This window comes from Pedobacter sp. HMWF019 (assembly GCF_003061025.1).
Taxonomy (GTDB): domain Bacteria; phylum Bacteroidota; class Bacteroidia; order Sphingobacteriales; family Sphingobacteriaceae; genus Pedobacter.
The window spans coordinates 1-14,177 of record NZ_QAIL01000559.1; the positions used below are offsets into that span (position 1 = coordinate 1).

The window sequence follows — 14,177 nt, forward strand, 5'->3', positions numbered from 1 at the left end:
CCTATAAACCAACAACTTAACATACTTAAATTAAAAAAAACCACCCATAATACATTGATTGTAAATACTCCCAGATGAAGCAACTTCAAAATTAATTCAAAATTGTATTAGTAAATTTACTACATGAAGATCCTGATCATAGAAGACGAACCGCAACTTGCACAGAGCATAGCCGACTATCTGTCAGAAGAAAGCTACTTGTGTGAATTTGCATCCACCTACAACCAGGCATTGGATAAAATTGAGACCCACACCTATGATTGCATTCTTTTAGACATTATGCTGCCCGACGGTAACGGGATGAGCATTTTGGAAAAACTAAAAGACCAGGATAAACAAGACGGTGTTATCATCATTTCTGCCAAAAACTCTTTGGATGATAAAATAAAGGGCTTGCAAATCGGTGCTGATGACTACTTAACCAAACCTTTTCACCTTTCGGAATTGGCAGCACGAATCTATTCAGTTATCCGTAGAAAGCAGTTTGGAAACTCAAATACAGTTCAGCAAAATGAATTACAGATTGATTTGCTTGCCAAAACCGTTTCTGTAAACAACAGATTGATTTCATTAACCAAAAAAGAATTTGGCCTCTTACTTTATTTCATCGGAAACAAAAACAAGGTTATTTCAAAAAGCACCTTGGCAGAACACCTCTCAGGAGACTTTGCCGATATGTTAGACAACCATGATTTTGTTTATGCCCACATCAAAAACCTAAAAAAGAAACTCAACGAGGCAGGTTGCGATACCTATTTAAAAACCGTTTACGGAACAGGCTACAAATGGGAAGGATGAACAAACTATTAAATAAAACGCTAAGAACTTTTGCCCTTTATTCACTGGTTGTACTGGCAGCCAGTATTCCAGCTTATTATTATTTGGTAGACAGGATATGGCTGCGCGAATTAGACGAACACAACCAAATTATTGCAGAGAGAACAGAAAAGGAATTAAACAAGTTGCAATTAACCGAAACGGAGCTTAACCAAAGCATAGCTTTATGGAATAAAATACAACCCGGTACCAACCTGAAAAAAGCTACAGAAACAGCTGCTCATCTTGACAGCACCTATACCGTTTTAAGACAAAATCTTTACGTTGAACACACAGACATTAACCGTTTCAGAGCTTTAGTAAGGCTTGTCCATGTCAATAATGAACCCTATTATTTAACCGTAGAAACAAATGTCGAAGAAACAGAAGAAACAGTTGCTGCCGTTGCAGTGATTACCCTTTTATTCTTCCTGATTTTAGTTGTTGGTTTTTTGTTTTTAAGCAGGCGGCTATCCGTCCGATTATGGAAACCTTTCAGGAGTACGCTATCCAAACTAAAAACATTCAACCTGGATCACCAGACTGCAATAACATTTGAAAAATCAGACACACTGGAATTTGAAGAATTAAATATCGCTTTGGATAAGCTGTTAGAACACACTATTTCCGTATACAAAACACAAAAAGAATTCACAGAAAATGCCTCGCACGAATTACAGACCCCTTTGGCAATTATCAAAAACAAATTGGATGTATTGTTGCAAAAGGAAAAGGTAACAGACCGTCAGTATCAAATTATTGAAGAAATAAACCAGGCCCTGACACGTATTACACGCATGAATAAGAACTTGCTGTTGCTTGCCAAAATCGAAAACCATCAGTTTGACGATAACGAAACGATCAACATCAGCCAGCTAACCCAACAATGTGTAGAGCAATTCAAAGAACATTCCGACAATAAGAACATAACTGTTCAAACAGAAATAGCCCCCAACGTTATTGAAGGAAACAAAATACTGATTGAAATTCTCCTCAACAATTTATGGCTAAATGCAATCCGGCACAATTCACCCAGCGGTAAAATCTATATTTCCCTCAGCAAAAGTGAGTTGATCATTTCCAATTCGGGAAATACCGAACTAAACCCATCAGCTATTTTTAACCGCTTCGCAAAGACCTCAAATAAAAGTGTAGGGAGTGGCTTAGGATTATCCATAATTCAGCAAATCTGTAACCGTCATCAATGGACCATCCGTTATCAATTTACAGGTAATTCCCATAGTTTCTCTATTCATTTCTAAAATTCAAAATTTCTTCTAAATCAGATTGAATCTTTGACCCATTGCATTTAAACCTTCAATTAAGGACTAATATGATGAGTAAAATACGAGTATTCTTTTTTCTGATTTCTATGATGATTTCTCCAGTAGCATTTTCGCAGGTTTTATCAGTAACCATTTCAGGTATGGTAAGAAACAAGGCAGACAAAACCACTATGCCTTATGTAAATGTGGTATTAAAAAATGAAAAAGACGCTTCCTTTGTTTCAGGTACTATAACCCATAATGATGGCAGGTTTTCCATTGAAAATATTAAACCGGGCAACTACCTTATAGAAGTTTCATTTATGGGCTTTAAAAGCAAAACACAACCCCTATTTATTGGAAGTATTACCGCATTTTTAGATATACCTGCATTAGAGTTGGAAGAAGAAGCAACAGCTTTAGCAGAAATAACGGTTACAGCAAAAACAAGTGATATAAGCAATAAGCTGGATAAAAAAACTTATTCGCTTGCAGATAACATTAGCCAAAGCGGAGGTTCCGTTTTGCAAAGCATGCAGAATCTGCCAGGAGTGACCATACAGGATGGCAAAGTGCAGTTAAGAGGCAATGAAAAAATTACTGTTTTGATAGATGGGAAACAAACCGCGTTAACGGGTTTTGGCAGCCAGGCAGGTTTAGATCACATACCTGCATCAGCAATTGATAAAATAGAAATCATTAATAACCCATCTTCAAAGTACGACGCCAATGGAAATGCAGGCATTATCAACATCATAATGAAGAAAAACAAGCAAAATGGATTCAATGGTAAAGTTGGTTTAACTACAGGTCTGGGCGCTCTTTGGGAAAGAAAAGAAAACTTACCAACCATAAGACCTCAATACAATTTCACACCAAAAATCAATTCCTCTTTATCGCTCAATTACCGAAAAGAAAAAGTAAATATTTTTTTACAAGCCGACAATCTATATACAGAGACACTCAACAAAAATGAATTCGTAACACGGACATATGATGATGGAACTATAATCAATTCCCAACTAAAACGGAATAGGAACACCAACTTCCTAAACACAAAAGCTGGCGTAGATTGGAACATCAATGATCAAAATACCCTGACAGTTTCAGGAATGTATGGAAGTGAGAAAATAATTGACCGTGGCGACCAGCCATTTTTCAATAGCGATGTATCGCAACGACTACGCCTCTGGCAATTTTTGGAAGATGAATTGAAAACAACAGCTATGGCTACGGCCACCTACCAGCACCGGTTTAAAGAAGCGGGTCATTTATTGAATATAGGTTTCAATTATACGTTTCACCGTGAAGATGAAAAATATTTTTACGATAACTATTTACCATTGTCAACAGGAACAGACGCTTTCAAACTATTGTCCGATGAACAGGTTTATGATTTCAATATAGATTATATCAAGCCCCTAAAATACGGACGCATTGAAACAGGTATCAAATTGCGTAACAGGAGCATTCCAACCAATATGAATTTTATTCCAGGGGCCAATTCTGTTTTAGATACCGATGCCGGAGGTTGGGCTACTTATAAGGAGTTGATACCTGCACTATACGGAAACTATGCCTTTGAGAACGAAAAGTGGGAGGCAGAATTAGGTTTACGCGTAGAGTATGTAAAAATACAGTATAATGTAAATCCCAATCATAGCACCTATAAAAGTGATGGTTATAACTACACCCAGCCTTTCCCTAATCTAAGATTAGCTTACAAGTTGAATGATAACAACAAACTTTCTGTTTTCTATAACCGAAGAGTAGACAGACCTAATGAAGTGGATATCCGTATTTTCCCCAAATATGATGATGCAGAAATCATAAAAGTCGGCAATCCGGCATTGCGTCCACAGTTTACCAATTCAATAGAACTAGGGTATAAAAGAAATTGGAACAATGGTTATTTATATACCGCCTTATACCACCGCTTCGCCGATGGCACAATTACAAGAATTTCAAGTATCGTTCCCGGCAGTACACTGGTCTATGCCATATTTCAAAATGCAGGAAAAAGCTACAATACCGGCCTGGAAGCTATTTGGAACCAAAAAATATCTGAAGTATATTCCTTCAACATCAACGGGAATATTTACAGAAACCAGATCAATGCCTTTACCGTTGAAAATTTATATCCGCAACCCAATATCTTTTCTGCAGCACAACAATCAGCTATATCAGGAAACCTGAAGCTGAATAATGTATTCCATTTTTCAAAGGGTTGGACCGCACAATTAACAGCCCTTTATTTAGCTCCCGACATTATGCCCCAGGGTAAAATTTCATCGAGATATTCAATAGATGCAGGTTTGAAAAAATCAGTTCAGAAAGGTAAAGGAGAGATCTTCTTTAACGCAACCGATTTACTTAACACCATGGTAACCAAGAAGCAAATTCAGGGTCTTGGATTTAGATACACCAGCAACGATTATTACGAAATACAAGTAATACGGCTAGGCTATAGCTATAAGTTTTAAATTTAAGGCCAGAATGTTAGAAAAATTTTATACGTTTATACCGAGAGCGTTAATTTAATGAATGGGGGCCAGTTGAAAGACTTGGTCCCCTTTCTGTTTTTATAGAATATAAAACGTTTCCGAAGTCAAGGGTTCAGGGACATCATCTTCTGATAACAGTTGCTTTATATTGATCTCTATCGTATTACAAATGGCATTCATCGCCGTATCCGTTGGGAGGTTACTGAATGGATTTTCCATATGGCTTGCTGTTTTTTCTAAAAGGAAAAAAGCAGCCGAAATCACCAATAATAACGGGATCTCAAAATAGCTTTCGATATCTCTCAGCGAGATCGAAAGCGTCACTAAAAAAAGATAGATAGATAAATGCAGGAAATACCGATACGTTACTGGAAAAACAGTTGTCTTGATCCGTTCTGCCATCCCCATGGCATTAGAAAAACTAACAAATGTGTTATTGATCTGTACATGGCTAAAAGTATTAAGTTTACCTTTCTCAGTTAAGCTGGAAATATGCTGGGTATTAAGCTGAAGAATCGCCAGGTGCTTATTGTTATGTCTTTTAATTTTGGCCAGTTCATCATCAGTCAAATAGCCTTCCAAACCACCAGCACCATTCTGCCCCCGCAGAGAGCGGTTTAAACTATAGCACCACGCAATATGTCTAAAGGAAATCGTCTTGATTTCACCCTCACAATCTTTAGGCAAAAAAGACTGCAGCTGTAAAACCAAGGTCCTGCTATCATTCACGATACTTCCCCAAATCTTGCGTGCTTCCCACCAGCGGTCATAGGATTGATTGAGCTTAAATGAAAGAATAACGGAGATGGCCGTACCAAGAAAGGCCGGAATTCCTATGGGCATCTCCGGAATCACATTTCGGAATGCAAAGGTGAGGTAGTAAATCACCAGACCAATAATGAATACATAAATAAGCTCTACTCTTATCTTTTTGAATATATAACTAAATGGTATTTTCGTTTTCAACAACATAGCCCAATCAATAATCTGTTTGCGGATAAACGATTGTCTGATGTATTTGGTTTTAGTGAATTGAATAATAATTGTTTAAAATATATTCTGCCCCAGGTAAACGCTAGTACTCACCAGAGTTCCTTCTTTATTCACATAATGCATCCAGCCATTTACGGTACCTCCCGCAAAATTCTTGTTCATTTGTAAAGTGACTTCCCTTGCAGAACGTTCTGCAGTGTTTTCAAAGGTCAGATACTGCTCTTTATCCGAACTGTAGAAAATCAGGTTCATCCGGTCCTCCGGATCGCAATACTTTGTTTCTGGCGGATTATCCCATTTTAGGTAAAGAATATGATCACGATGCAGGAGTACTTCTAAAACCCAGGAAGTGATTAACGCTCCCCTGCTTAAAGTCACAGTGACGAATGCCTTAAAATAGCTAAAAAGCTACTATGTAAAAGGCTCAGGCGTAGTACACAAAGTAGTGATCGATCAGAGCGGCTACAGGTGTACATGCGAGTGGTTTACAGCATATCAGGGTAAACGAGGGATTTGATTACGGAGCATCACACTCACCTCAATAAGTCTATCCCCTTGAAGCACCACCTCAACACCCTCTTTTGTTGTGATGAGATTAACCTGAGTCCAGAAGTACTGGACTAAGTCATTAGTTTTGATCATAAAATTTATATTTAGTTAGTTAATTGATAATTTTTGGCAAAAATTTGATTAGATAAATGGTAAAAAAAGGAGTTAACCTCCCGCCACTTAACCACCTAAGCTATTTTCAATTGGAGATCACAAATTGTGACCTCCAATTTCTTTACCGGTTTGCAACCCAACTTGAAGTCGCAATTTTCGACTTCAAGTTGGACTATTCACCAATTGGAAGGGCATTAAATAAGAGGAATTACAACCCCAACTCTGCACCCTCAGCGGTCTGCACCCAAGAAAATATGTTTTACTGATCAAGCCTCAGAATCTGTAAGATTCAGCTGGATCAGAAAACATATTTTCCCCCCATCAGCACTCTGTAAATTCAAGTCTTAAACCCCTTCCTGTAAACCTTAGCCGTCACCCCATTTCTCTGCTTAAACCACCTGCTGAAATACGGCAAATCACTAAACCCCAGCAACTCATAAACCGACCTCCCCAAATACGCCTTCGCAAACTTGTTCAAAGCAGAAATACTCGTATCCATTCTGGCAGCATACACCGTAATATCCCGGTTATACCTAAAAATCCATTTCAATCAAAGACTGCAGCACCTTCAAACGCTGAAAGTCCGGAGCAGAATAGCCTTCCTCTGCCAAACCAAATCCCTTTGTATAAATATTCGTTTCCTGCAACATGACTATAACATCAAATCTTCTTCGGCACCCGCGGTATTGGCTTATAATCAATAATAAAATCAATCACCCTATCCAGCTCAGCCAACACCAGATGAACCAGTTTCAACCGAAAAACATCAGGCTCCCCCTTCTCTGCAGCATCACCAATATCCGTCAGTTCAGGATCAAAACGAACCAGCAAATCCACACCCTTAACCTGCCTGAGTTTAACCAGCAACTTCCTAACCCGGATCAAGAGTTTCGCCGTTTGCTTTTGATTGTTATTCGCGATGATCTCAAAGATCTCCGTAGTCAGGGTATAATGTGCATGAGTCAACCGTTCCGAGAAAAAAGGCTCGATAGGCTTATGCATATTCCCTATTTCCTCCAGCAAAGCAAAGAAAAGTTCAGGTCCGGTTTTTTGAAGATACTTAGTCATAGTTAGAGAAGTTAAATTAATGTAATTGACAATAATGATGATTTATATATATACGAAGCATCCCTCTACGAAACACAACGCAGAGAGATAACAATTAAAACAGTAAACATGGTTTGTGAAAGGAAACGTAAAAAAAGAAACTACCAAATACTTGTCTTTTTGTTAAACTTGTAAGAAGTCCTTAATAGCTGCCGATGCTTCCAATTCCCACTCTCTATCACCATCCCGTCATCTCGATGGAAGCGCAGCGACGAGAGACCTGTAATCACTTTGCAAATAGATCTCTCCTATCGTCGACATGACGTATCGAGCCTTACCTGGCAATTGCGCTATCATTTCTTTAACCCGGCTTCAAGCTCCGCCTGACTAATCTCTCTGGTTATTTCCCGCTGCAACTCTTCCTCTGAAGGCAAATAAGTCTTATACCTGGACGAAAAAACATGCTTATTATCATTCAGTAAACTATGCTTAGCCAAAACCTTGTTTTTTTCAGCGCAAAGGATCAAGCCAACGGTCGGATTATCATTTTCCTGCCTAACCTGATCTTCAAAATACCGAACATAAGTATCCTCTGTCCAATATCCTGATGAGTTAGCTTACCTCGTTTCAAATCTACTATCAAAAAACATTTAAGGATATAATTGTAAAAGACCAAATCTGAATAGAAATGCTCATCTTCCAAACTAATTCTATATTGACGAGCAACAAAGCAAAACCCCTTACCCAATTCAAGCAAGCACTCCTGCAATTTATCAATAATGGATTGTTCTAATTCCCTTTCATAAAAACCAGGGTTCGCCTTTAAATCCAAAAACTCCAATACATACGGATCCTTGATAAAATCTTTAGCCTCTAATTCCACTTTCTGAGTTTCAGCTTCTTCTTTTAGTAAAGGCCTGCTTTGCTCAGGAGTCATCACTAACCTTTCAAAATAAGAACTGTTGATCTGCCGTTCCAGGGTCCTTGTATTCCAGTTACAATTCACCGCCTCATTCATGTAAAACATCCTCGCATCCTCACGTTCAACTTTTAGCAATGACCTGTAATGTGTCCAACTCAATTCACCACGCAGTGCGTGGTATTTGAAATGTAATTTAAAACTGACGTTAAGTAGCGCATCACCATAACCTTTAACTCATAAAGAAAATAAGTAATATTTAAAATTAACAACAACCTTCCTTTCACAAACAATTTCAAAGAACAACATCCTCTTTATATTCCGCTGGAAAAAGCGGTTATTCCCCTCTCTGGCTGTGCCATCTCTCCTCTTCAATTCGTCACGCAATACGTGACGAATTTCATTAAAACCCTTCCCTCTTCAAAAACCCTAACATCGGGTCCATCCACTCACCCACAGGCAACCGCTGCGTAAACCCATGATTCCCCTTCGGGAACAAATGCAATTCCGCATCCACCCCATTTTTCTGCAAAGCCTGGTAAAACACAATGCTGTTATTCACATCCACTACCTGATCATCACCACAATGCATCAAATACGTCGGAGGCGTTTCCTTAGTTACCTGCAGTTCATTAGAGAACAAAGCTACTTTTTCTTTCGCAGGCTCCATACCCAGCAAGTTAATCTTTGATCCCATATGGGTCAATTGATCGCTCATGCTGATGGCTGGATAAACCAAGATCATAAAGTCTGGCCTGAGGTTGAGGTTGTCTTTATTTGAAATATAGCTTTTAGAGAAATGAGTGCCCAAGGTCGAAGCCAAATGTCCTCCTGCACTATACCCAATTACCCCAACTTTAGCAGGATTGAGGTTCCAGTTTACCGTATTAGAGTGGATCACTTTCATCGCTTGCTGTGCGTCCATGAGTGGTCCATAGCTTTTATCACGCATCGTTTCTCTTTTCGGTAAATGGTATTTGAGTACAAAAGCTTCTTTGGAGAGTTTTACTATACTTCCGGGAATGCTATCGGGGTAGAGCGGCAGCACTTGTTGTGCTACCGCAGTGTACCCCACCATTAAAAAGAGCATGGAGATTAATATTTTCATTTCTATTTCGTTCCAAATTTTGAGTTTAAACGTATAGATGTAGTGCCCAAAAAGAGCCACCAACATTTTATCGTATACTTTGAAATCCGTTAATTTTTCGCCAGCGAACTCCGGCAGGTAAAAACTGAGTTTGTACTTTCCATCGTTTACCGAATAAACATCAATAGCTGTTGCCTTATCATGCATATCATCCGTTTCATTGTCTGCTTTTAACACAGAGCGGATAAACAGATAATCCTTATTGGCACAAGCTTGCTTGTTCACCAGCAGTGGTGGCGCAGCCATTGTTAATTGATTTGAAGATTTAATCCTGCCAACCTTGATCTTCGCGAGGCTATTGGTATCAATGGTCTTTCCCTTATACAGCAAACTAAGGTTAGTGTCTAAACGGAGAAACTGGTTCCGGTAGTGATAGACATAGAACACCATCTGTGCAAAATACCCCATCAATTTGCCTCGTCAACAAATCCTCTCTCACAAAAGTCTTACCCCTCACTTGCTGTTTACCCAAAACATTTTCATTCCTTCCACTAACTGATCTAAAGAGAAAGGAATTTACAGACAAAGGAATTGCAGCGGTATAATAGGCACTAGCAATGTCTTGCGTTAATGTATAGTCCGTTGTAGAACCTGTACTGATCCTGGCTTTGTTCCCATCAATTAAAAACAGACTGGATGAATCAATCTCGACATAACTGACTGTTTATAATAGAAAAAACTATATTAGTTGATATGGTTATTTCTGGGCTGGTTAAACCCGTGTTGATGATTCATTTTAGGGCAATACGGTTATTTTTCTTCCCTCAATCTTGAATTTGGCTGTTCCCGTAGATTCTATAGCTTTTAGTATACCCGATACCTGGTCGTATCTGGATACAGAACCACTGAGCAGCTTTTGCGGCAAGTCCTTGTTTTGGTAAATGATGTCTACGTCGTACCACCGGGCTATTTGGCGCATTACATTTTGAAGCGGCATATTTTTATAAGCAAACAAACCGTTTTTCCAGGCAATAACCTCATCTGTATTGACTTGGGCCACCTTAAATTGATTATTGGCTAATATGGATTGCTGGCCAGGTTTTAGGGTTTCTCTAGGTACCGGCCCAAAAACGAGTTCAGGATGACCATCGCCTATATTACTCCTCACCTGCACAGCCCCTTCCAATAGCGTGGTTTTGGTATTGGGTTCATCAATATAACTGTTGATGTTAAAATGGGTGCCTAGAACAGCTACTTCTTGTCCCTTACTTTTTACCAAAAATGGCATTCTGATCATTCTTGGCCCTCTACCACTCGATGTAGCTACTGTCCCGGTTTGGGAGGGTATCAGGATCTTTTCGATTTCAAAGTAGGCCTCGCCGTTTAACTCCACCTTACGTTCTTCACGCCCATAAAAAGACGTAGGATAAGTTAACTTTGATGCAGCGTTTAGCCATACTTTAGAACCATCAGGGAGAACAATTTTATATTGCCCCCCTCGAGGCGTTTCGATGGTGTCCGTCGTCGTCACCTCGGCCTTTACCCCGTCAACGCTAGCCCTCACGCTACCTCTCGCCCATCTCGAGGGAGAAGGCAAAGCCAGATCGGGGTCATTCACGGTATATACCAACTGACCATCCGCAGTTTTTGCAATCTCCACCCCCGCTTCCTTAGCAACAGCACCATTAGCAACATCAGTTAAGGAAATGCGCTGGCCATTAGACAACACTAAGTAAGCCTTGTTGCCACCAGGTTTGATGTCATTATGCACAAGCCCAGGGAAATAACCAACATCAGAATGACGCAGCGTATTCGTATAATAGTTATAAAACAAAAGACCAGCACCAGCAACTAAAAGAACCGCAGCAGCCGCAGCGATACTAGGCCATAATTTACGAGTAGATCTGTTTTGTTGCTCAGCAATTTCTTTCTGAATATGTTTAAGCATCGCCGCTTTCAAAACTTCCTCCTCATTTTGCATCTCAGCAAACCACTCCACCTCTTCCAAAGAGATCGTTCTATACCACGCAGATAATTCATCCAGCTCCTGTGGAGTTGCGGTATTGTTAAAATACTTCCTAACCAGTTCTTCTATTTGTTCTTTTTGCATGGTACCCTATTTGGTTAATATATAGTAAAGTACCTTCTCGCCCCCCGTTACCCTTGGTCTAAAAAAAATATTTTTTTTTTAAAAACCCTCAAATAACCAAACGAATGAACAAAACGTCTTCCCCTTAACCATCCTCCCCGGTCTGCACCTAAGAAAATATGCTTTACTGAGGCGAACCTCAGAATCTGTAAGATTCAGAGAGCCCAGTAAACATATTTTCCCCCTATCCAATTAATTTATCACTTTTTTCTAGGGTTTCATCACATTTTATAATTTAAAAGAAAAAGCCTTTGTAGTATTGCTGTGTCAAAATTAATCAGCGATCATTAAATGAAACCATCCTGTGCAGCAGCACACAAACCAACATGAACCGAACTTGTGAGCTCTTGAACACAATAAAGAAGATACATATTGGTAAAAAATAAAATCGGGCAGCACATGACAGCTTGGTTACCTAAAAAAAACAAACTATATTCCAATGAAAAACCTAAACGAATCCACAAAAATTGAGCTATGGATAGCTACCGCACTCATCGTAATTATTTTTATATTTTCAACAATTCAAGCAGTCAGTATCCATAATTTCCCAGCCTCTATTCCTTATCAACCCAACTACTGGTTAAATACCTTGTTTAGATATATCATTGTTGCCACCTGCTACTTCCTGCTTGCATTATTCGTAAAACCTGAGCTGAAAAAAAAAGACACCAGGCCCTCCAATGCCATTTTCTTTGTTTATATATTGATTCAAGTCTGTGTTTTCGCAAACCTCATTGACCACTATCTGCTGATCTTATTATCTGTAAAGATGATTGCAAACTATTTCAGCAGAGATATGGAAAACAAAAAGAACCAGCTTCATAGCGACGTAACGGTGCTACTTGCGATCAGTATGTTCCTTCAGGCTTGCTCCGTACTGCTTAACAATCCAATAGTTTTCCGTGCCGCGTTCAGCTTCATTTTACCCATTGCCATAGCAAATTATGCAATCTTGGTTTTCGCTGTAATTCCAAATCTGATCCATAAAAAATACCGGATATTAAAATTTATCGGCTATTCATTGTTAACTACAATTCTTTCTTTAGGCATACTAGTGCTTTTGTTTAGCATATTTGATTCCATAAACAACGGCAATGTTATAGAACTATTAATGGGAATCAATCCTCCTATCCAACTTTTTCTGGTTCCTATATTTGCCTGGAACATCTACAAATCAAGAAACCGAAAAAACATTGAAGAAATTGCTACCCTAAAAACCGAATTGGGCAAATCAGATGCAACACTTAATTTCTTGAAGTCACAAATTAATCCGCACTTCCTCTTTAATGCTTTAAACACACTTTATGGCACAGCACTTCAAGAAAATGCCGAACGGACCAGCGAAGGAATACAAAAACTTGGCGATATGATGCGTTTTATGCTTCAGGAAAATCTGGAAGATAAAATTTCACTTTCCAGAGACGTAGAATACTTAAAAAACTACATTGATTTGCAGAAGCTCAGAACCTCGGTTTCAACAGATATTACCATAGAAACCCAGATCGAAGAGCAATTAAACGAGCTTCAGATAGCGCCTATGTTGCTTATTCCCTTTGTAGAAAATGCTTTTAAGCATGGAATTAGTCTGCAATATCCTTCACATATCAAAATTACGCTTCAAAACAGTTCAGATACCTTATATTTTGATGTATACAACAGCATTCATCTAAAATCAATTAATGACCCGGAGAAGTTTAAAAGCGGAATTGGCTTACAGAATGTGAAACAACGCCTGGCACTTCTATACCCCGAAAAGCACGAGCTCATTATCAGAGAAAATGCAAAAGAGTTCTTTATACATCTTACCTTGCAACTATAAAATGTATACAAATGAATGCTATTGCAATAGATGATGAACCAATTGCCCTTAATGTAGTAAAATCACACGCCGCTAAAGTTCCTTTTATTACCTTACAAGCCACATTCACAAATGCCTTTGATGCCATCCGTTACTTACAACAAAATAAAATTGACTTAATTTTTCTGGACATCAAAATGCCAGACATTAATGGCATGGACCTGCTCAATTCCCTAAGTAATCCTCCAATGGTTATTTTTACTACCGCCTATTCCGAACATGCAGTAAAAAGTTTCGAGCTGGATGCTATAGATTATTTGTTAAAGCCTTTTTCTCTTCCCCGCTTTTTAAAAGCCTGCAATAAAGCAATGGAAATGTATGATCTGAGAGCAAGACCCGAAGGTATAAAGCAGCCAAGTTCAATTTTCATCAAAGATGGCTATCAACAGATCAAAACTCAGGTAGAAGAAATCCTCTATCTTGAAGCATCTGGAAATTATACGATCTTGCATTTAGAGAACAATAAATCTTTAAGTACCAGAGTTCCTATTGCAGAAATGTTGAATTTATTACCAGAAAAAAGTTTCATCAGGGTACATCGTGCATTTATAATAAATAGAGATAAGGTCAGTAAGTTTGACAAGTTCCAGATTTGGATTGGCCAAAAGAGCATTCCTATCGGGGCAACATATACCCAATGCTTGCAAAAATTAGGTTAAGTTTCCTCTAACCTCAAAACATGGGCAACAAAAGAGATGCCCTTCCAGGCACCTCTTTGGATTCATTAATAATATTTTTTCTAATCTCCAGTTTTACGGACTGTGGGAGAACTAGCTTTCTTTTCAGTTTGAGCACGATTGGGCAGTTTTGTTAATATATGTGTATATTAAACAGTTAATTGGCTGCTCCTCTTATGAAAACCATAAAACACCCTGA

The 14,177-nt window shown here is 38.7% G+C and carries 11 protein-coding genes and 2 pseudogenes; 5 read left to right on the forward strand and 8 right to left on the reverse strand.

Going from position 1 to position 14,177, the window contains the following annotated elements; all coding sequences use genetic code 11:
• Positions 1-123: 123 nt before the first annotated feature.
• From DBR11_RS27235 to DBR11_RS27245, 3 genes are all read left to right on the forward strand, one after another.
• A complete protein-coding gene (locus DBR11_RS27235; protein WP_108555697.1) occupies positions 124-798 on the forward strand; it encodes a response regulator transcription factor in 675 nt (224 codons plus the stop codon).
• Entirely contained in the window at positions 795-2,078 is a 1,284-nt protein-coding gene (locus tag DBR11_RS27240; RefSeq protein ID WP_108555698.1) for a HAMP domain-containing sensor histidine kinase, read from the forward strand. The genes DBR11_RS27235 and DBR11_RS27240 overlap by 4 nt, the downstream gene beginning before the upstream one ends.
• A 71-nt stretch (positions 2,079-2,149) precedes the next feature.
• Complete coding sequence (locus DBR11_RS27245) at positions 2,150-4,564, forward strand: TonB-dependent receptor domain-containing protein (RefSeq protein ID WP_233260931.1); 2,415 nt, start codon at positions 2,150-2,152, stop codon at positions 4,562-4,564.
• Positions 4,565-4,663: 99 nt separating this feature from the next.
• Here the strand turns inward: DBR11_RS27245 and DBR11_RS27250 are convergent, their stop codons facing one another.
• From DBR11_RS27250 to DBR11_RS27280, 8 genes and pseudogenes are all read right to left on the reverse strand, one after another.
• Entirely contained in the window at positions 4,664-5,557 is an 894-nt protein-coding gene (locus DBR11_RS27250; protein ID WP_108555699.1) for a bestrophin family protein, read from the reverse strand.
• Between the two features lie 75 nt (positions 5,558-5,632).
• Positions 5,633-5,956, reverse strand: a complete 324-nt coding sequence (locus tag DBR11_RS27255) for a DUF6266 family protein (RefSeq protein WP_108555700.1) — start codon at positions 5,954-5,956, stop codon at positions 5,633-5,635.
• Between the two features lie 945 nt (positions 5,957-6,901).
• A complete protein-coding gene (locus DBR11_RS27265) occupies positions 6,902-7,309 on the reverse strand; it encodes a hypothetical protein (RefSeq protein WP_108555702.1) in 408 nt (135 codons plus the stop codon).
• 332 nt (positions 7,310-7,641) lie between these two features.
• Positions 7,642-7,818: pseudogene (locus tag DBR11_RS30690) on the reverse strand (DUF1016 domain-containing protein); the annotation flags it as partial.
• Positions 7,812-8,225 carry a PDDEXK nuclease domain-containing protein gene (locus DBR11_RS27270; protein ID WP_233260932.1) on the reverse strand — a complete coding sequence of 138 codons (414 nt, stop codon included), beginning with the start codon at positions 8,223-8,225 and terminating at the stop codon, positions 7,812-7,814. The gene DBR11_RS27270 and the pseudogene DBR11_RS30690, both read right to left, overlap by 7 nt.
• Before the next feature lie 18 nt (positions 8,226-8,243).
• A pseudogene (locus DBR11_RS30695) lies at positions 8,244-8,387 on the reverse strand (DUF1016 N-terminal domain-containing protein); the annotation flags it as partial.
• A gap of 223 nt (positions 8,388-8,610) precedes the next feature.
• Positions 8,611-9,762: an alpha/beta hydrolase gene (locus DBR11_RS27275; RefSeq protein ID WP_233260933.1), complete on the reverse strand. Its 1,152-nt coding sequence runs from the start codon at positions 9,760-9,762 to the stop codon at positions 8,611-8,613.
• A 328-nt stretch (positions 9,763-10,090) separates the two neighbouring features.
• Positions 10,091-11,404 (reverse strand): FecR family protein, encoded by a 1,314-nt coding sequence (locus DBR11_RS27280; protein WP_108555703.1) that lies wholly within the window; start codon positions 11,402-11,404, stop codon positions 10,091-10,093.
• 478 nt (positions 11,405-11,882) lie between these two features.
• Between DBR11_RS27280 and DBR11_RS27285 the strand changes: the two genes are divergently transcribed.
• Both DBR11_RS27285 and DBR11_RS27290 read left to right on the forward strand, forming a co-directional pair.
• Positions 11,883-13,262: a sensor histidine kinase gene (locus DBR11_RS27285; RefSeq protein WP_108555704.1), complete on the forward strand. Its 1,380-nt coding sequence runs from the start codon at positions 11,883-11,885 to the stop codon at positions 13,260-13,262.
• A gap of 11 nt (positions 13,263-13,273) precedes the next feature.
• Positions 13,274-13,960 carry a LytTR family DNA-binding domain-containing protein gene (locus tag DBR11_RS27290; RefSeq protein ID WP_108555705.1) on the forward strand — a complete coding sequence of 229 codons (687 nt, stop codon included), beginning with the start codon at positions 13,274-13,276 and terminating at the stop codon, positions 13,958-13,960.
• Positions 13,961-14,177: the final 217 nt, after the last annotated feature.